Origin of the sequence: Winslowiella arboricola, from assembly GCF_025527015.1 — a bacterium.
In the GTDB taxonomy this organism is placed as follows: domain Bacteria; phylum Pseudomonadota; class Gammaproteobacteria; order Enterobacterales; family Enterobacteriaceae; genus Erwinia; species Erwinia arboricola.
This window is the reverse complement of record NZ_JAODIM010000037.1, coordinates 1-18,003: the sequence shown is the minus strand read 5'-3', so window position 1 is coordinate 18,003 and position 18,003 is coordinate 1. Positions and strand designations below refer to the sequence as shown.

The following is an 18,003-nucleotide window of genomic DNA, read 5'->3' as shown; positions in this document are numbered from 1 at the left end:
TCTAAACTTCCGCTAATTTCCGCCGATATAGCACATGACAGTTTTTGCGTAGTCGTTATATTATAAAATATATAACGTAACCTGGAGATTGCTATGTCTGTCAAACTGAGCCACTGGTTTACCGGTGCCGCTTTAACTCTGTCCGTCGCCGGTCATGCGGTCGCGGCCGATAAAATTACGGTATTTGCTGCGGCTTCGCTGACTAATGCGCTGGAAGAGATCGCCACGCAGTATCAGCAGGGTAAAGAGGTAAAAATCGTTTCTTCTTTCGCGTCATCCTCAACGCTGGCGCGGCAGATTGAGCAGGGAGCGCCTGCCGACCTGTTTATCTCCGCCGATCAGCAGTGGATGGATTACGCCATCGATAAAAAAACCATCGATGACAGCAGCCGCTACACCCTGTTAGGCAATGATCTGGTGCTGGTCGCACCCACCGCCGCAAAACCGCAGCCGGTGGCTATCAGCAAATCCACTGACTGGAAAAGTCTGTTAAACGGCCAGCGTCTGGCGGTCGGCGATCCGGACCATGTCCCGGCCGGGATTTACGCCAAAGAGGCGTTACAAAATCTTGGTGCATGGGATACGCTGTCACCAGTGATGGCGCGTAGCAACAGCGTGCGTGCCGCGCTGGCGCTGGTGGAACGGGATGAAACGCCATACGGCATCGTCTACGGCTCTGATGCCATTGCCAGTAAAAAAGTGACGGTGGTCGGCACCTTCCCGGCCGACAGCCATAAACCGGTGGAATATCCGATGGCGATCGTCAAACAACATAACTCTGCCGCTGTGACAGCGTTCTACGCGTACCTGAAAGGTGCCGAAGCGGCGGCAATCTTTAAACGTTACGGATTTGCGCCACGTACATGATACTCAGCGATCTCGAATGGCAGGCGGTTGAACTTAGCCTGAAAGTCTCCACCGTTGCGGTGATATGCAGTTTGCCATTGGGGATCCTGGTTGCATGGATTCTGGTGCGCTGCCAGTTTCCCGGTAAAGCGCTGCTGGACAGTATTGTCCATCTGCCGCTGGTGCTGCCGCCGGTGGTGGTGGGCTATCTGTTGCTGATAGCCCTCGGGCGGCGCGGTTTTATCGGTGAATGGCTGTATAACTGGTTCGGCTTTAGCTTTGCATTTAGCTGGCGCGGTGCGGCGCTGGCTTCGGCGGTGGTGGCTTTTCCGCTGATGGTGCGCGCCATCCGTCTGGCGCTGGAAGCGGTGGACACTAAGCTGGAGCAGGCGGCGCGTACGCTCGGCGCCGGACGCTGGCGGGTGTTTTTCACTATCACGCTGCCGCTGACCCTGCCGGGCATTATTGTCGGCACGGTACTGGGGTTTGCCCGCTCGCTCGGTGAGTTTGGCGCGACTATTACTTTTGTCTCCAATATTCCCGGCGAAACCCGCACGCTTCCCCTCGCGATGTATACCCTGATTGAAACCCCTGGCGCCGAAGGCGCGGCGGCGCGGCTCTGTGTGATTGCAATTGTACTGGCGCTGATGTCGCTGCTGTTATCTGAATGGCTGGCCCGCTGGGGCCGTAAGCGTCTGGGGGCATAATGCTGGAACTTAACTTCAGCCAGCAGCTGGGCGATCATCAGCTGACGATTAACCAGACACTGCCCGGACAGGGCATTACCGCTATTTTTGGCGTTTCAGGTGCCGGTAAAACCTCACTGATTAATGCCATCAGCGGCTTAACCCGGCCACAACAGGGCGCAATTCGCCTCAATGGCCGGGTGTTAAGTGATGCCGAAACCGGGGTTCATTTGCCGCCGGAACAGCGTCGCGTCGGTTATGTGTTCCAGGATGCACGCCTGTTCCCGCACTATCGGGTGCGCGGCAATCTGCAATACGGTATGGCGAAAAGCATGAAGCCGCAGTTTGATACGCTGGTGCAGCTGCTGGGGATTGAGCCATTGCTGACGCGCTTTCCCTGGTCGCTGTCCGGCGGTGAGAAACAGCGGGTGGCGATTGGCCGCGCGCTGCTGACCGCACCGGAAATTTTACTGCTGGATGAACCACTGGCTTCGCTGGATCTGCCGCGCAAGCGCGAGCTGCTGCCCTATCTGCAGAAGCTGGCAAAGCAGGTGGATACGCCGATGCTGTATGTGTCGCACAGTCTTGATGAGATCCTGCATCTGGCCGATAACGTACTGGTGCTCGATCAGGGCAAGGTGAAAGCTTTTGGCGCGCTGGAGCAGGTGTGGGGCAGTAGCGCGATGCGTCCATGGTTGCCGCGCGCCGACCAAAGCAGCGTATTACGCGTGCAGGTGCTGGAGCAGCATCCTTACTACGCGATGACGGCGTTGTCGCTCGGCGATCAGCATATCTGGGTCAGTCGCATTGATGCGCCGCCGAAAACGCCGTTGCGCATCCGTATCCGCGCCGCCGATGTTTCGCTGGCGTTGCAGCCGCCGCAAAACACCACTATCCGTAATATTCTGCCGGTACAGGTGGCGGAGCTGCTGGAGATTGACGATCAGATTGAGGTCAGACTACAGATTGGTCAGCGCGAGCTGTGGGCGCGGATTACGCCCTGGGCTCGTGATGAACTGGCGATCAAACCGGGGATGTGGCTTTACGCGCAGATTAAAAGCGTGTCGATCACGCCCTGATTACAACACTTCGCGGTAGATGGTTTCGGCAATGCCTGGCTCAAGGTTGGTGCCAGTCACCCGGTGGGCGCGGGCTTTAATCGCCTCATCGGCATTGCCCATCGCCACGCCTAAACCAACATTTTCCAGCATGCTGAGATCGTTATAGTTATCGCCAAACGCCAGCACTTCACTCATCTGATAGCCCGCTGACTCCACCCACTGCGCCAGGCGTTTACCTTTACTGTTACCGGCGCGGGCGATATCAACCTGATCGTGCCATGACCACTCGCAGGCCAGTCCCATCTCATTTTCCACTTTATCGGCAAACTGTTGCAGCGCACGGGTATCAGGATGGGAAAGGGCGAATTTCCAGATTGACTGTGCATCAGCCGCAGCAGCGCTCAGGCTATCCACCTGCAGGAAGGTCGGACGCTGATGTTCTGGCAGCGATTGCGCCCAGTTAAGGGTGCGGGTGACGTGGCCGGTTGCGGTCTGATAAAGCATCGCGTTATCAACGTACAGCAGACCATGAATCGCCTGCTGATCCAGCATCTTAATCACCTGTTGTGCCTGATCCAGCGGCAGCGGGTCGGCGCTCAGCACCTTTTGTGCATGATAATCATACAAGTAAGTGCCGTTACAGCAAATTGCAGGTGTATCTAATGCCAGTGCCTGATAAAAAGGGTGGATAGCAACGTGATGACGACCGGTGACGATCAGCACTTTTACGCCAGCCTGTTGGGCTTTTGCCAGTGCTTCCAGTGACTCAGGGAGTATGGTCTTATTCGGTGTCAGCAGTGTGCCGTCGAGATCAAGGGCGATAACGCGATAGCTCATAAGTCATTCCGGTGGTAATTATTATCAAACCAATGATACTACACCTTGCTGCGGTTTCGACCAAACCGGCAGTAATCGAATCATCCGACGGGCTGCCGTAAAACAGACTACGCTTTGCGGCAGATCTTACTTTCAGGCATTGAACAAGGAGCATTCATGAAACAAGTTGTCTACACCGCCAGCCCCGAGAGCCAGCAAATTCACGTCTGGCAGCTAAACGATCAGGGCGAGCTGACACTGTTGCAGGTAGTTGATGTGGCAGGCCAGGTCCAGCCGATGGTAGTCAATCCAACCCAGGGTTTTCTCTATGTGGGTGCTCGTCCTGATTTTCGCGTTATTGCTTACCGCATCGCGGCAGATGGCAGCCTGACTGAAGCCGGACAGGCGCCGTTACCTGGCAGCCCGAGTCATATTTCTACCGACCGTAGCGGTCGCTTCCTGTTCAGTGCTTCCTATAACAATGCTTCATTCAGCATCAGTCCGATTGGTTTCGATGGTCTGCCGCTGGCACCGAGTCAGGTAATCGAAGGACTGGAAGGCTGTCACTCGGTGAATATCGATATCAGCAACCGTACTCTGTTTGTGCCCGCGCTGCTGCAGGATCGTATCTGTCTCTATCAGCTGACGGATGACGGCAAAGCCGAACCGCGTCCGCAGGCGCAGGTCAGCAGCGTATCCGGCGCCGGTCCACGTCATATGGCGTTCCACCCTAATCAGCAGTTCGCTTACTGTATTAATGAGCTGGACAGTACGGTTGACGTCTGGCAACTGAGCAATGCTAAAGGTGAAGTGGAGCGGGTACAGACACTGGATATGATGCCTGCCGATTTCAGCGGTACGCGCTGGGCGGCGGATATCCATCTGACGCCGGATGGCCGTCATCTGTATGCCTGTGACCGCACGGCCAGTATTGTTACCGCATTCAACGTCAGTGAGGATGGTGCGCTGATTGAGCTGGCGGGTTACCAGCCGACCGAAGCGCAGCCACGTGGCTTTAATATCGACCATAGCGGGCAGTATCTGATTGCCGCAGGTCAGAAGTCGCACCATATTGAAGTGTATAAAATCGACGATGCGCAGGGGCAGTTGCAGCCGCTGGCGCGTTATGCGGTCGGTCAGGGACCAATGTGGGTGGTGATTCACCAGCTGTAAAACAAAACGATAAATTGACAGAAATATTCCAGGGGCGGCGTTTTCGCCGCCCCTGCCGATGAGGATTACGGGAGCCGATAACGGCTCCCCTACAGGTTAACAACCCATTAGCTATAAATCGCCGTGATCGATGCGCTGGCTAAACTATGAAAATGCACATTAAAGCCCAGCATCGCGCCGCTGGCGTGCTCATCCACTTCCAGCTTCTCCACATCCAGCGCATAGACGCTAAAGATATAGCGATGAGATTCACCTTGCGGTGGCGCCGCGCCGCCGTAGCCCGCTTTACCAAAATCGGTACGCGTTTGCACCGCTTCTTCCGGCAAATCTGCAATACCGGAACCGGCACCCTGTGGTAATACCGTGACGCTGGCGGGAATATTCGCCACTCCCCAGTGCCACCAGCCGGAACCGGTCGGTGCATCGGGATCAAAGCAGGTGACGACAAAACTTTTGGTTCCCGCAGGAACCTCATCCCACGCCAGTTGCGGAGAGAGGTTATCGCCTTCGTAGCCCATGCCATTAAACACATGGCGCTCAGGCAATTTTTCCCCATCGTTAAAATCGTGACTGAAAATTCTCATCAACATGTCTCTGTAAGTGAGTTTAAAGGTGAAGAAGCTTCAGCAACTCCTCGGCGGCAGCCGCGGAAGAGGCGGGATTCTGTCCGGTGACCAGATGGCCGTCGGTCAGCGTGTACACGCCCCAGTTATCGGTATGCTCAAAGTGCGCGCCCAGCTGCTTCAGTTCGTCTTCCACGAGGAAAGGCACCACGTCGGTCAGGCCGACAGCCTGCTCTTCACTGTTAGTAAATCCGGTGACGCGCTTACCGGCCACCAGTGGCGTGCCGTCAGGTTTTTTAGCATGGCGCAGTACGCCCGGTGCATGGCACACCGCAGCCACCGGTTTACCGCTGGCAAACAGGTTTTCGATCAGTGCGATGCTGGACTTGTCCTCTGCCAGATCCCACAGCGGGCCGTGGCCGCCAGGATAAAATACCGCGTCGTACTTACTGCTGTCGATGGTATCGAGGCGCAGTGTATTGGCCAGCGCCTGCTGCGCGGCAGAGTCGTGGCGAAAACGTTCGGTATCGGTGGTTTGCGCATCGGGTTCATCACTCACCGGATCCAGTGGCGGCTGACCGCCCAGCGGCGAAGCCAGTACCACATTGATGCCGGCATCTTTAAACACATAATATGGCGCGACAAACTCTTCCAGCCAGAAACCGGTTTTTTTGCCGGTGTCGCCCAGTTTATCGTGCGAGGTTAACACCATCAGCACTTTCATCACTTACCTCCGGGTTTATCTGCCGCCACCCGTACCAGTACTTTGCCGAAGTTTCTGCCCTCCAGCATGCCGATAAAGGTTTCCGGCGCGTTATCCAGGCCGTCAATCACATCTTCGCGGAAGACAAAACGATCTTCAGCCACCCACTGACTCATCTGGCGGAAAAACTCCTCAAAGCGATGGCCGTAATCCTGGGTGACAATAAAGCCCTGAACCCGCAGACGCTTACGCAAGATAGTGTCCTGAAACTGTGGCAGGCGATCCGGGCCAGGGGCCGCTTCTGTGGCATTGTAATCGGCAACCAATCCGCATAATGGGATGCGGCCTTTGCTGTTCATCAGCGGCAGTACGGCATTAAACACCTTGCCGCCGACATTCTCAAAATAGACATCAATACCGTCCGGGCAGTAGCGTTTCAGCTTCTCCGCCAGGTCGTCATTCTGGTGGTCGAGGCAGGCATCAAAGCCCAGCACCTCTTCGGCGTAGCGGCACTTCTCGGCGCCACCGGCGATACCAACCACATGGCACCCTTTCAGTTTAGCAATTTGCCCGACGATTGACCCCACTGCGCCAGTGGCCGCAGCGACCACCACGGTTTCTCCCGCCTGTGGCTGACCAATATCCAGCAGCCCCATACAGGCGGTAAAACCGGTCATACCCAGCATGCCGAGCGCCCATGAAGGATGTTTCAGCACCGGACCGGTTAATTTAAATAACCCGTTGCCGCGCGACAGCGCGTAATCCTGCCAGCCGTTCTGGCTGACCACCCAGTCGCCCGGCGCATAATCGGAATGATTAGATTGCTCAACTATCGCAACAGTACCAGCACCCATCACCTCATTGATGCCAATCGGTGGAACATAGGAGGGGGCATCGCTCATGCGACCACGCATATAGGGATCCAGCGACAGCCAGATGGTGCGGAGTAATACTTCCCCCTCAGCAGGCTGCGGAATGTGCTGGTGCTCAGTGCGGAAATTGGCTTCAACAGGTGCGCCGTGTGGACGCGACGCTAATACCACACGACGGTTTGTGTCTTTTTGCTGCGACATGATCGGCTCCTCTGCGTTGTGAATGATAAAAGCGTAGCGCATCACAACCGGCAGTGCCCGCAGCAGCAGGAATTACTGGTACTGAAACAGCGCCGGACGATCCAGCGCCGCAATAATTGCGTCAGTCAGCTGTTGTAATGCTTGTGCATCAATCACATACGGCGGCATCAGATAGATTAAGCGGCCAAACGGGCGGATCCACACGCCCTGTTCAACAAAAAATTGCTGAATTGCCGCCATATTGACCGGGTGACGACACTCAATTACGCCTATTGCTCCCAGAACGCGCGCATCGGCAACCTGAGGATGGTCACGCAGCGGCAGCAGGGCGGCGCGCAGCTGCTGTTCAATCGCGGCGACCTGGGCTGGCCAGTGATTTTCCGCCAGCATCGCCAGACTTTCACTGGCGACTGCACAGGCCAGCGGATTGCCCATAAAGGTGGGGCCGTGCATAAAGCAGCCCGCCGCACCGTTACTGATGGTTTCTGCTACGGCGCGGGTGGTCAGGGTGGCGGACAGCGTCATGGTGCCGCCGGTCAGGGCTTTGCCAACGCAGAGAATATCGGGCGCAATCCCGGCATGATCGCAGGCGAACAGTTTGCCGGTGCGGCCAAAACCGGTGGCAATTTCATCGGCAATCAGCAGCACGCCGTGCTGGTCGCAGAGTTCGCGCACCCGTTGCAGATAGCCTGGGTGGTAAAAGCGCATGCCGCCCGCACCCTGCACAATCGGTTCGAGGATCACTGCCGCCAGCGAGTTTTTATGCTGCTCAATCAGGCGGGTGAATGAGTCAGCATCATCCGGCTGCCAGTTATCCTCAAAGCGGCACTGTGGCGCGTCGGCAAAATGGTGGCTGGGCAGATAGCCCTGATACAGGCTGTGCATGGAATTCTGCGGGTCGCAGACCGACATCGCCGCAAAGGTATCACCGTGATAGCCATTACGCAGCGTGAGGAACTGCTGTCGCTTCGCGCCGCGCGCCTGCCAGTATTGCAGCGCCATTTTCATCGCCACTTCCACCGCCACCGAGCCGGAATCGGCGAGAAACACGCACTCAAGAGGTTCTGCCGTCATCCCGACCAGCTGACGACAGAGCGCTATCGCCGCCGGATGGGTAATACCGCCAAACATCACATGTGACATCTGACCGATCTGCGTCTGTAACGCCTGATTCAGCCGTGGATGATTGTAACCGTGGATCGCCGCCCACCATGAGGACATACCATCAACCAGCTGACGCCCGTCACTCAACTGCAAGCGGGAGCCACTGGCGGCCACCACTGGATAGCAGGGCAGGGGATCGGTCATTGAAGTGTAGGGATGCCAGATATGCTGACGGTCAAATGCGAGGTCTGATGGGGTCATAGCGAAACTTGTAAACCAAAATAAAAAGATTTAGTTTACAAGTATAACTCAGCAGTAAGATAAAACGACAGACCTTTTTGGAGCATGCAATGGCACAACGCTGGACAGTATCACAGGCACAAGACCTGTTTAATAAACCTTTTCTCGAACTGATGTTTGAAGCGCAACAGATCCACCGTCAGCACTTCGATCCGCGCCAGGTGCAGGTCAGCACCCTGTTATCGATTAAAACCGGCGCCTGTCCGGAAGACTGCAAGTACTGCCCGCAGAGTGCGCGGTATAAAACCGGTCTGGAGTCAGAACGTCTGATGGAAGTGGAGGAAGTGCTGGCTTCGGCGCGCAAAGCAAAAGCTGCCGGCTCCGGTCGTTTCTGCATGGGCGCGGCCTGGAAAAACCCGCATAACCGCGATTTACCCTATCTTGAGCAGATGGTGAAAGGGGTTAAAGCGATGGGGATGGAAACCTGTATGACGCTGGGCACGCTGGACGAAAGCCAGGCTAACCGCCTTGCGGATGCCGGCCTCGATTACTACAACCATAACCTCGATACCTCGCCGGAGTTCTACGGCAGCATTATCACCACCCGCAGCTACCAGGAGCGCCTGGATACGCTGGGTAAAGTGCGTGACGCGGGTATCAAAGTCTGTTCCGGCGGAATTGTCGGTCTCGGCGAAACTGTCAAAGATCGCGCCGGTCTGCTGGTACAGCTGGCTAACCTGCCGGTGCCGCCGGAAAGTGTGCCGATCAATATGCTGGTCAAAGTGAAAGGCACGCCGATGGCGGATAACGACGATGTGGAACCATTTGATTTTATCCGTACTATCGCCGTCGCGCGCATTATGATGCCTGCCTCCCATGTGCGCCTGTCAGCGGGCCGTGAGCAGATGAGTGAACAGACCCAGGCGATGTGTTTTATGGCTGGCGCTAACTCGATTTTCTACGGCTGCAAACTGCTCACCACACCAAATCCGGAAGAGGATAAAGACCTGCAGCTGTTCCGCAAGCTGGGGCTGAATCCTGAACATACCACCACTGAATCGGGTGATAACGAACAGCAGCAGGTGCTGGCGGGTCAGCTGCTGAACGCCGATACCGAGCAGTTCTACAACGCGGCAGTCTGATGAGCTGGCAACAGCGAATCACCCTGGCGCTGGCGCAGCGGCGGGAGAGTGGGCGCCTGCGCCAGCGTACGCTGAATCAGCAGGGCGATGCGCGCTGGATTGAGGTGGACGGTCAGCGTTATCGCAACTTCTCCGGCAATGACTATCTCGGACTCAGCCACGATTTACGGGTGATCCGTGCATGGCAACAGGGCGCCGAGCGCTACGGCGTCGGCTCGGGAGGCTCCGGTCATGTGACCGGTTATTGCCGTCCGCATGCCGAGCTGGAAGCCGAACTTGCCGACTGGCTGGGCTATCCGCGCGCTTTACTGTTTATCTCCGGTTTTGCCGCCAATCAGGCGCTAATTGCCGCGTTAACCGGAAAAGATGATCGCATCTTCGCCGATAAACTGTCGCATGCTTCGCTGCTTGAAGCCGCCAGCCACAGCCCGGCGACGCTGCGGCGCTTCGCCCACAATCAACCTGCAAGCCTGCAAAAACTGCTTACCCCACACACGGCTGGCGAAACGCTGGTAGTGACCGAAGGGGTGTTCAGCATGGATGGCGACAGCGCGCCGCTGGCCGAACTGCAACAGCTGGCGCAGCAGCATAACAGCTGGCTGATGGTCGATGATGCCCATGGTATTGGCGTGCTGGGAGAGCAGGGACGTGGCAGCTGCTGGCAGCAACAGGTGCGGCCTGAACTGCTGGTGGTAACCTTTGGTAAAGCCTTTGGCGTCAGTGGCGCTGCAGTATTGTGTGATAACGACACCGCCGACTATCAGCTGCAGTTTGCCCGCCATCTGATCTACAGCACCTCGATGCCACCAGCGCAGGCCTGTGCTTTGCAGGCGGCGTTACAGGCAGTGCGGCAGGGGGATGAGCTGCGTCAGCAACTGGCGGAGAATATCGCCCGTTTCCGTCGCGGAGCAGGTGATTTGCCATGGCGTCTCGCTGATTCGCACACCGCCATTCAGCCGCTGATTGTCGGTGAAAACCAGGCGGCGCTGGATCTGGCGGCAGAGCTGCGCGCCCGCGGCTGCTGGGTCAGCGCTATTCGTCCGCCAACCGTGCCACCCGGCACCGCCCGGCTGCGCATCACGCTGAATGCCAGCCATCAGCCGCAGGATATCGATGGTTTACTGGAGAGGTTGTATGACGCCAAAGGTGAATAAGCAGGCGGTGGCGCAGGCCTTCGGTCGCGCGGCGCAAAGTTACAACCATCATGCCGAACTGCAACGGTTATGCGGCGAAAGATTGATGTCCCTCAGCGAGGTTTCCGGTTATCGCAGCGTGCTGGACGCCGGTTGCGGCACTGGCTGGTTCAGCCAGCGCTGGCGCGATCGCGGTTTGCAGGTCACCGCGCTGGATCTGTCGCCAGCAATGCTGGCCGAAGCGCAGAGCCGCGCAGCGGCGCACCACTATCTGTCGGGCGATATTGACGATTTGCCGCTGCCTGATGGTGCTGTCGATCTCTGCTGGAGCAATCTGGCGGTGCAGTGGTGTGATGATTTACAGCATGCGCTGAATCAGCTGTGCCGGGTGACGCGCACCGGCGGCAAGGTGATGTTCTCCACGCTTGCTGCCGATTCGTTAAGCGAGGTGCGTGACGCCTGGCGCCAGCTGGATGGCGCCAGCCATGTTAATAATTTTCTCAGCATCGGGCAGATTGCCGCCGCTGGTGCCGGGAAAAATATGCAGCTTAGCGAGCAGCACCTGACACTGGCGTTTCCTGATGTGCTGGCGGCCATGCGTTCACTGAAAGGCATTGGCGCGACTCATCTGCATCAGGGGCGCAGCGCGGGACTGATGACCCGTCAGCGCCTGCAACAGCTGGAACAGTGCTGGTCACGCGACCAGCGCGGCTGTTTACTCAGTTACCATTTAGTTTTTGGAGTGATTTCGTTGTGATTAAGCGCTGGTTTGTAACCGGAACCGATACTGAAGTGGGAAAAACCGTGGCCAGTACGGCGTTATTGCAGGCGGCGGTTCAGGCAGGGTATTGCGCTGTCGGCTATAAGCCGGTGGCATCAGGCAGTGAGTTAACCGCAGAAGGGGTACGCAATAGCGACGCGCTGGCGCTGCAAAAGTACAGTTCGCTGACGCTGCCTTATGAACAGGTCAATCCGCTGGTATTTATGGAACCCACCTCGCCGCACATTATCAGCGCGGAAGAGGGCAGGCCGATTGAATTAAGCCAGCTATCGGCGGGCCTGGAGACCATCAGTGCGCAGGCCGACTGGGTGCTGACCGAAGGGGCGGGCGGCTGGTTTACGCCACTCTCTGCGCACACCACCTTTGCTGACTGGGTAGTGGCGGAGCAGTTGCCGGTAATTCTGGTGGTGGGGATCAAACTTGGCTGTATCAACCATGCGTTATTAACGGCGCAGGCAATCGCGGCCGCCGGCCTGCCTTTGGCCGGCTGGATTGCCAACGATGTGCTGCCCCCGGGGCGACGGCATCAGGAGTACCTCGCCAGCCTGCGTCAGCGCCTTTCTGCACCGTTTTTAGGCGAGATCCCTTATCTGACTAACGGTGCGGCCTTCGACCAGCTTGGCGGCTATCTGCGTCTGCCAGAGTCACTCTGAGGTTGCGGGACCGGTTGCGTCCCGCAGCATCAGGATACTGTCATCCACATATTGACCATACTGTCATCCAGCTGGGCGACTTTACCCTGCGCCACATTCCTTCCGCGATGCAGTAGCAGAAAGTAGTCGGCGACGCGGCGGATAAACGACAGGCGTTGCTCCAGCAGCAGGATGGTCAGACCAAAATCGTGATTCAGACGGTGGATCAGATTGCCCATCTCCTCCTCCAGCCACGGCGACATGCCTTCCGTCGGCTCATCAAGGATTAGCAGCTTCGGCTGCAGCACCAGCGCGCGCGCCAGCGCCAGCTGCTGTTGCTGATCGACCGGCAGTTCGCCGCTGCGCTGATGACGCAGCGAATAGAGATGGGGGAACAGCTCATACACCATCGGCGGAATGGCGCGATGGCGATCGTCCTGACCCGCCAGCAACGCAATTAGCAGGTTATCCTCGACGCTCAGCTGGGAGAATATCTGGCGGCCCTGCGGCACGTAACCGATGCCCATGCGCGCACGCGTCTCCATTGGCTGTAGCAGCAGATTTTTTGGCGGCGAGTCATCTTCCTGCCAGGTCATACTGCCGCTGTTAACCGGTAAATTACCCATGATGCAATTAACCAGCGTGGTTTTTCCCATGCCGGGGCTGCCGAGAATCCCGGTACAGGTGCCTGGTGGCAAATCAAGGTCAACATCCCACAGAATATGATTCTGTCCGTAAAACTGATTTACTGCGCGTAAGCTCAACATCTGACACTCTCCTTCCAGACAATTTTCCGCTGGCACTGATTATTCCCGTCCGCTGGCGCACTGCCTGAGGGCGGAAAACGTTGTTGCCACGGCTTCGTGCGATCGCTCTGGTGTAATGAAAGCGCGAGGTGGTGGAATGGTGTTGCAATTATCAGGCCAGAAAGGGGGAGCAGGGCGGGGTTTGCTTGTACAGATAAAGTGATTACGGGTGTTAATAGGTGAACGTTGCTAAACAATGGCGCAAAGGTCAATCTGGCGCTGCACTGAGGCGGTGCTTTTTACCTTCATCCCCTGGTGCAAATGGTCCGCAACAAGGCAGTACCGTACCAGTTGTGACACCAGAATCAACCGGTAAAAAGCAGTGGAATCCCGGCATAAGTTATGCATTGCTTAATCTGTCTGGCGCTAAGATAAGACGAAAAAAAGCGAAAAAAAAATAATTCAGCATGCAAATAGAGTGCAGCACGGTTTTATACACACCAGATGTTTCGGGCGCTGTAATCAGTTATCCACTATTCCTGTGGATAACCATGTGCATTAGATTCTGAAAACATGTGGCAGACGAGAGCGGACGCGGCCTGGGCTTTAACTGCTGCTAAACTCGACTCGGGAATCAATCGCCATTAAATCAACACGTTGATGAAAATCAAGCCTGAGGCTTTTCCGGCTTTTTTCAGATGACGGTTTCGCTACAGTGTGCTTGACAAATGTTAATCGATAGAAACTTCTGGGGATAACCTTGCACGTCAATTCTCGGGCTTCTGCCCAATTATGGCGAGTGAAAGTGACGCTTTGCTTTCTGGCGAAGCATCTTGCAAAATAACTGTTATTATATCCAGTGTAATTTTCTGGAAAAATCGTCAGGGACGAGTAGAATTACACTCCGGTTCGCGCGTTTCTTCATCAGGTAGCCCATCAATGAGCAAAGTTTTTAAACTCAATTCTGCATTTCAACCAGCAGGCGATCAGCCTGAGGCCATTCGTCGTCTTGAGGAAGGACTGGAGGATGGACTTGCCCATCAGACGCTGCTGGGTGTAACCGGATCGGGTAAGACCTTTACCATTGCCAATGTGATTGCCGATCTGAATCGTCCCACTATGGTGCTGGCGCCAAATAAAACGCTGGCAGCCCAGCTGTATGGTGAGATGAAAGAGTTTTTCCCCGATAACGCGGTGGAATATTTCGTCTCTTACTACGACTACTACCAGCCGGAAGCCTATGTACCGAGTTCAGATACCTTTATCGAAAAGGATGCCTCGGTTAACGAACATATTGAGCAGATGCGTCTTTCGGCGACCAAAGCGCTGCTGGAGCGCCGCGATGTGATTGTGGTGGCGTCAGTATCGGCGATCTATGGCCTTGGCGATCCCGATCTTTATCTGAAAATGATGCTGCATCTTACGCGCGGCATGATTATCGACCAGCGCGCGATACTGCGCCGTCTGACCGAGCTGCAATACACCCGCAACGACCAGGCATTCCAGCGCGGTACGTTCCGCGTACGCGGTGAAGTGATTGATATTTTCCCGGCCGAATCTGATGAGATTGCGCTGCGTGTGGAGCTGTTTGATCAGGAGGTTGAGCGCCTGTCGCTGCTGGATCCGCTGACCGGTCAGGTACTGGAAGTGTTGCCGCGTTATACCATCTATCCAAAAACGCACTATGTGACGCCGCGCGAACGTATTCTGACGGCGATGGAAGAGATTAAAGTCGAGCTGGCCGATCGCCGCCAGGTGCTGCTGGCGAACAACAAGCTGCTGGAAGAGCAGCGTCTGTCGCAGCGTACCCAGTTTGATTTAGAGATGATGAATGAGCTGGGTTACTGCTCCGGCATTGAAAACTACTCGCGTTACCTCTCCGGGCGTGGACCGGGCGAAGCGCCGCCGACGCTGTTTGACTATCTTCCTGCTGACGGTTTGCTGGTGGTGGATGAGTCGCATGTGACTATTCCGCAGATTGGCGGCATGTATCGCGGCGACCGTGCGCGTAAAGAGACGCTGGTGGAGTATGGCTTCCGTCTGCCGTCGGCGCTGGATAACCGCCCGATGAAATTTGAAGAGTTTGAGGCGCTGGCGCCGCAAACTATCTATGTTTCGGCGACGCCGGGTAACTATGAACTGGAGAAATCCGGTGAAGAGATTATCGATCAGGTGGTGCGACCAACCGGTCTGCTCGACCCGTTAATTGAAGTGCGTCCGGTAGGCACTCAGGTCGACGATCTGCTGTCGGAAATCCGTAAGCGCGTGGCGATTAACGAACGCGTACTGGTGACCACGCTGACCAAACGCATGGCCGAAGATCTTACCGAGTACCTTGAAGAGCATGGCGAGCGGGTGCGCTATCTGCACTCAGATATCGATACCGTGGAGCGTGTCGAGATTATCCGCGACCTGCGTCTGGGTGAGTTTGATGTGCTGGTGGGCATCAACCTGCTGCGTGAAGGGCTGGATATGCCGGAAGTGTCGCTGGTGGCGATCCTGGATGCCGATAAAGAGGGCTTCCTGCGTTCCGAACGCTCGCTGATCCAGACCATTGGTCGTGCGGCGCGTAATATCAATGGTAAGGCGATTCTGTATGGCGACCGTATCACCGCGTCGATGGCCAAAGCCATCAGCGAAACCGAGCGTCGTCGTGAGAAGCAGCATCAGTACAATCTGGATAACGGCATTGTGCCGCAGGGGCTGAACAAGAAGATCGCCGATATTCTGCAGCTCGGTCAGGGCTACGGCAAAAACAAAACCCGGGGACGCGGTAAATCTTCACGGGTGGTTGAAGAGGCCAGTGAAGGCTATCTGGCGCTGACGCCGCAGGCGCTGCAGAAGAAAATTCATGAGCTGGAAGCACAGATGCAACAGCATGCGCAAAATCTGGAGTTTGAAGAAGCGGCGGCGGTGCGCGATCGCTTGCATGAGGCGCGCGAGCTGTTTATTGCTGCTTCCTGATAAAGGGAGTGATATGGAAATTATCTCGGTACGTGAGCGCCCCGAAGTTGCCGATGCGGCCATTGCTTATTTTCAGCAAAAATGGGCATCGAAAGAGACGATGATGATGTATCACGACGCCATTACTCACGCTATTGATGCAGAAAACCCGTTGCCACAATGGTTTTTGCTGATGGAGAAGCAAGAGTGTATCGGCTGTGCGGGGTTGATAACCAATGATTTTATCAGTCGGGGGGAACTTTATCCCTGGTTATGCGCGCTGTTTATTGAGGAAAAATACCGCGGGCAGGGATATGCCAGACGGCTGATTCAGCATGTGGCACAACAGACAAAGCTGCTGGGGTTCAAAAAGTTGCATCTGTGTACCGATCTGGACGGTTTTTACGAGCGATACAACTTTGTATTCGATGGTTCCGGCTATCACCCGTGGGGAGAAACTTCACGGGTATATACGCTGGAACTGTAAAAACGACGTTCAGGCCAGTGATGCTGATCCAGACCATTGGCCGTGGGCAATAGATTTTATATGACGCGTGCACGGTTTATTGCCCTGAGTGTAATGACCAGATTGAAGTAAATACAATACAAACGCCGCATTGCCATGAAGATAGATTTTCGCTGTGAAACTATGCAGCAGGGTTCACCCGATTGATTTATCGTAAAACAGGATTCTCTTTTCTCTCTGACAAGCAGAAAAAAGTTTTAATTCAATTCCCAGGCTTATGGCATGTTTCGCATTATTGACACCCATTTTTTTTACAATATTGCCCATATGAAATTTCACCGTACTAACGGAGATGTTAAATATGATAGCAATTTCGGGATACGTCTTTCCAATGCTGCACCAGTAAAATATTTCAGCCTCACGGGAAGAAAAAATATTTTTATCAATTCTTGTACGGTTGATTTCTTAGTCTTCGCGGTAGAGATAAAGCAACATTTCATGGATAGTAATCAAAAGACCCTGAAGTGCATCTTTATGTTTTCTTACATTATCATCAATGTCCGCCATTAAAAACTTATTAATATACAGTGATAATAATGCAATATTGTTATTGTTGTCATGTAAAACAAAGGTCTGCCCACTGATAATATTGAAAGGAGTGACTGATTTTAAGATATACCCCCATGCTTTCTGGCAACGTTTAGAGGTTGTCCATTGAGAGTTAACAGCCAGATCCTCATCCCAGGTTAGCAGCGAAATACGATTTAGCGCATTGATTATAACAGGATCTATACTTTGATATTTATTCTTCAGGTAAATATTCGTGAAATAGTCACTTAAATTACTGATAATCATTATTTCATCAAGTTTTATTTTATTCATTACGAGATAGGCATAATTCATTATCCCATATCTCGATAATTGTTTTTCCAGATATTCCTTTATATAATTGTTATTTTTATTATTTAAGAAAAAACCATTATTCATCAATTAATTCCTTTTTTGGATGTGGTCGTACTAAATATTTTTTAATGTCACGTAAGCTGCGCGAAAATCGGTATAATGCAGTTATTGAATTGTTCGGAATATGCGAAGATCGTTTATTGCACTAACTACCGTATTTATTAATCTTTTCTGTCAGTAGCTAAAAAATGGTTGAAGTTTTTGACTATGATTGTTTTAAACTCACCAATAATATTTGGCCATGCTATTGCGGAAAAACCCGCCATTCATAATCCTGCTATTGAGCGAAAAAATTGACGCCACTGAGTTTAAAATGATGGAAAAGCAGCAGAGTAATGTAGACTCCGCCTTAACAGTCACGCACTGAAGCATACTTTAAATAGACTAAAGACCAGGTAGTAACTGTAATTTGGTTTAGGTATTGATTCTAATTAGCTTCGCTCATGGGATCGTTCAGAAGTTTCTAATCTTTTGCGCAGAGCACTTTTCTATTTAATAAGAAACGTAACAGCATGCCTGATAACACTTGAGCAGGTTGTTGTAGCTACCGCCTTGAACGTCAAGCCGTAGCTGCATAGTTTTCGTCCCGTGTCGCGGATCTGCACCATAGCAAGTGTGGCATTCGTTATTACGGGAGCCGAAAACGGCTCCCCTACAACAGTCTTCGGCTTTGTGTAGGGGCGGCGTTCTCGCCGCCCGTGTCGCGGATTTGCACCATAGCTGGGGTGGCATTCGTTATTACGGGAGCCGAAAACGGCTCCCCTACAACAGTCTTCGGCTTTGTGTAGGGGCGGCGTTCTCGCCGCCCGTGTCGCGGATCTGCACCATAGCAAGTGTGGCATTCGTTATTACGGGAGCCGAAAACGGCTCCCCTACAACAGTCTTCGGCTTTGTGTAGGGGCGGCGTTCTCGCCGCCCGTGTCGCGGATTTG

General features: G+C 54.4%; 19 protein-coding genes. 11 read left to right on the top strand and 8 right to left on the bottom strand.

Translation table 11 applies throughout. From position 1 onward, the window contains the following. The first annotated feature begins 93 nt into the window (after positions 1–93). The 3 genes from modA to modC are packed head-to-tail and all read left to right on the top strand — an operon-like array spanning position 94 to position 2,611. Positions 94–867 (top strand): molybdate ABC transporter substrate-binding protein, encoded by a 774-nt coding sequence (gene modA / locus N5923_RS04870; protein WP_267143510.1) that lies wholly within the window; start codon positions 94–96, stop codon positions 865–867. Beyond that, positions 864–1,553, top strand: a complete 690-nt coding sequence (gene modB, locus N5923_RS04865) for a molybdate ABC transporter permease subunit (protein WP_267143511.1) — start codon at positions 864–866, stop codon at positions 1,551–1,553. Before modA ends, modB begins: the two co-directional genes overlap by 4 nt. Then, positions 1,553–2,611, top strand: coding sequence for a molybdenum ABC transporter ATP-binding protein ModC (gene modC / locus N5923_RS04860; RefSeq protein WP_267143512.1), 1,059 nt, complete (start codon positions 1,553–1,555; stop codon positions 2,609–2,611). Before modB ends, modC begins: the two co-directional genes overlap by 1 nt. Here the strand turns inward: modC and N5923_RS04855 are convergent, their stop codons facing one another. Continuing rightward, the gene (locus tag N5923_RS04855; protein WP_267143513.1) at positions 2,612–3,430 is read right to left on the bottom strand and encodes a pyridoxal phosphatase; all 819 of its coding nucleotides are present in this window, start codon (positions 3,428–3,430) and stop codon (positions 2,612–2,614) included. 156 nt (positions 3,431–3,586) lie between these two features. On the opposite strand from N5923_RS04855, the gene pgl reads away from it, so the two are divergent. Then, positions 3,587–4,582: a 6-phosphogluconolactonase gene (pgl, locus tag N5923_RS04850; RefSeq protein WP_267143514.1), complete on the top strand. Its 996-nt coding sequence runs from the start codon at positions 3,587–3,589 to the stop codon at positions 4,580–4,582. Between the two features lie 107 nt (positions 4,583–4,689). Here the strand turns inward: pgl and N5923_RS04845 are convergent, their stop codons facing one another. From N5923_RS04845 to bioA, 4 genes are all read right to left on the bottom strand, one after another. Beyond that, a complete protein-coding gene (locus N5923_RS04845; RefSeq protein ID WP_267143515.1) occupies positions 4,690–5,166 on the bottom strand; it encodes a kinase inhibitor in 477 nt (158 codons plus the stop codon). Between the two features lie 22 nt (positions 5,167–5,188). After that, positions 5,189–5,869, bottom strand: coding sequence for a type 1 glutamine amidotransferase domain-containing protein (locus N5923_RS04840; protein ID WP_267143516.1), 681 nt, complete (start codon positions 5,867–5,869; stop codon positions 5,189–5,191). After that, positions 5,869–6,921 (bottom strand): NADP-dependent oxidoreductase, encoded by a 1,053-nt coding sequence (locus N5923_RS04835; RefSeq protein ID WP_267143517.1) that lies wholly within the window; start codon positions 6,919–6,921, stop codon positions 5,869–5,871. Before N5923_RS04835 ends, N5923_RS04840 begins: the two co-directional genes overlap by 1 nt. Positions 6,922–6,993: 72 nt before the next feature. Further along, the gene (bioA, locus tag N5923_RS04830; RefSeq protein ID WP_267143518.1) at positions 6,994–8,286 is read right to left on the bottom strand and encodes an adenosylmethionine--8-amino-7-oxononanoate transaminase; all 1,293 of its coding nucleotides are present in this window, start codon (positions 8,284–8,286) and stop codon (positions 6,994–6,996) included. Positions 8,287–8,375: 89 nt separating this feature from the next. Here bioA and bioB point away from each other — a divergent pair, with 89 nt between their 5' ends. The 4 genes from bioB to bioD are packed head-to-tail and all read left to right on the top strand — an operon-like array spanning position 8,376 to position 11,974. Further along, on the top strand, positions 8,376–9,407 hold the full coding sequence (bioB, locus tag N5923_RS04825) for a biotin synthase BioB (RefSeq protein ID WP_267143519.1): 1,032 nt from the start codon (positions 8,376–8,378) through the stop codon (positions 9,405–9,407). After that, positions 9,407–10,561, top strand: coding sequence for an 8-amino-7-oxononanoate synthase (gene bioF / locus N5923_RS04820; protein WP_267143520.1), 1,155 nt, complete (start codon positions 9,407–9,409; stop codon positions 10,559–10,561). The genes bioB and bioF overlap by 1 nt, the downstream gene beginning before the upstream one ends. Continuing rightward, a complete protein-coding gene (gene bioC / locus N5923_RS04815) occupies positions 10,542–11,297 on the top strand; it encodes a malonyl-ACP O-methyltransferase BioC (protein WP_267143521.1) in 756 nt (251 codons plus the stop codon). Before bioF ends, bioC begins: the two co-directional genes overlap by 20 nt. Continuing rightward, positions 11,294–11,974 carry a dethiobiotin synthase gene (gene bioD / locus N5923_RS04810; RefSeq protein WP_267143522.1) on the top strand — a complete coding sequence of 227 codons (681 nt, stop codon included), beginning with the start codon at positions 11,294–11,296 and terminating at the stop codon, positions 11,972–11,974. Before bioC ends, bioD begins: the two co-directional genes overlap by 4 nt. Before the next feature lie 29 nt (positions 11,975–12,003). On the opposite strand, the gene N5923_RS04805 is transcribed toward bioD, so the two are convergent. Beyond that, positions 12,004–12,720: an ATP-binding cassette domain-containing protein gene (locus N5923_RS04805; protein ID WP_267143523.1), complete on the bottom strand. Its 717-nt coding sequence runs from the start codon at positions 12,718–12,720 to the stop codon at positions 12,004–12,006. Between the two features lie 218 nt (positions 12,721–12,938). Here N5923_RS04805 and N5923_RS04800 point away from each other — a divergent pair, with 218 nt between their 5' ends. The 3 genes from N5923_RS04800 to N5923_RS04790 all read left to right on the top strand — a co-directional run bounded on the left by N5923_RS04800 (position 12,939) and on the right by N5923_RS04790 (position 16,129). Next, positions 12,939–13,160, top strand: a complete 222-nt coding sequence (locus tag N5923_RS04800; RefSeq protein WP_267143524.1) for a hypothetical protein — start codon at positions 12,939–12,941, stop codon at positions 13,158–13,160. Positions 13,161–13,638: 478 nt separating this feature from the next. Next, the gene (gene uvrB, locus N5923_RS04795; protein ID WP_267143525.1) at positions 13,639–15,663 is read left to right on the top strand and encodes an excinuclease ABC subunit UvrB; all 2,025 of its coding nucleotides are present in this window, start codon (positions 13,639–13,641) and stop codon (positions 15,661–15,663) included. 13 nt (positions 15,664–15,676) lie between these two features. Then, positions 15,677–16,129 (top strand): GNAT family N-acetyltransferase, encoded by a 453-nt coding sequence (locus N5923_RS04790; protein ID WP_267143526.1) that lies wholly within the window; start codon positions 15,677–15,679, stop codon positions 16,127–16,129. A gap of 174 nt (positions 16,130–16,303) precedes the next feature. Here N5923_RS04790 and N5923_RS24705 read toward each other — a convergent pair whose 3' ends face one another. Then, positions 16,304–16,543, bottom strand: coding sequence for a helix-turn-helix transcriptional regulator (locus N5923_RS24705; protein WP_323379595.1), 240 nt, complete (start codon positions 16,541–16,543; stop codon positions 16,304–16,306). 30 nt (positions 16,544–16,573) lie between these two features. Further along, on the bottom strand, positions 16,574–17,095 hold the full coding sequence (locus tag N5923_RS04785; protein ID WP_323372736.1) for an autoinducer binding domain-containing protein: 522 nt from the start codon (positions 17,093–17,095) through the stop codon (positions 16,574–16,576). Positions 17,096–18,003: the final 908 nt, after the last annotated feature.